General features: G+C 39.9%; 1 protein-coding gene. It reads right to left on the bottom strand.

What is annotated here, in order from left to right:
* The coding region (locus CRV04_RS12775; RefSeq protein ID WP_128997245.1) for an NAD(P)/FAD-dependent oxidoreductase at positions 1 to 884 on the bottom strand (884 nt) is incomplete at its 3' end.
* Position 885: the final 1 nt, after the last annotated feature.

The following is an 885-nucleotide window of genomic DNA, read 5'->3' as shown; positions in this document are numbered from 1 at the left end:
GCAGCAGCACATACCACTTGTTTCGCAGCTTCAATTCTCACATCCCCAGCAGCATATAACCCAGGTACAGATGTCTTCATTCGTAAATCAACAACCACTTCACCTTGCTCATTCACATCACACAAATAAGTTCCATCTTCTTGTTTTAAACTCTCACTTAATACGTCTCGTCCTACAAATACAAATATTCCAGGAACATCTAACTGTCGTGTCTCTCCAGACTCTTTTGATTTTACAATCAATCCAGTTACACCCATGTTATCTCCAATGACCTCTTCAACATCCACATTTGAAACCTCTTCAATGTTTTCACACGCTTTCATATGTTCAATGGTACTTGGGGCTGCTCTATAAGTATCTCTTCTGTGAACTAAATAGACTTTAGAACAAATCTTTGAAAGGTAGACGGCTTCTTCTAAAGCAGAATCTCCTCCACCAATTAAAGCTACCTCTTTATTTTTATAGAAAAATCCATCACACGTGGCACATGTAGAAATACCTCGTCCAAAGAAAGTATCTTCACCTTTGAATCCTGCTCGTCTTGGAACGGAACCTGTTGCCAGTAAAACTGTTTTTGCTTCTTGTTTGCTTCCATCAGATAATTCAACAGAAAAAGTATCACCTGTTTTAGTTACTTTCATTACTTGTTGCATCTCATGTTTTAAACCAAACTTCATGGCTTGTTTAGGCCAACTCTCCATGAGTTCCATTCCAGTCATAATATCAACTTGTCCAGGATAGTTCTCTATTTCACTGCTGCCTGTGATTTGTCCACCTGGCATCCCCATTTCAAACATGGTTACACTCTTTAATCCACCTCGTGTCGCGTACAAACCTGCTGTTAATCCAGCTGGCCCTCCCCCTATTATCGCTAAGTCTAACATC

Source organism: Candidatus Marinarcus aquaticus (assembly GCF_004116335.1).
In the GTDB taxonomy this organism is placed as follows: domain Bacteria; phylum Campylobacterota; class Campylobacteria; order Campylobacterales; family Arcobacteraceae; genus Marinarcus; species Marinarcus aquaticus.
Note: the sequence above shows the minus strand (reverse complement) of the source record. Positions and strands in the feature narration are given on the sequence as shown.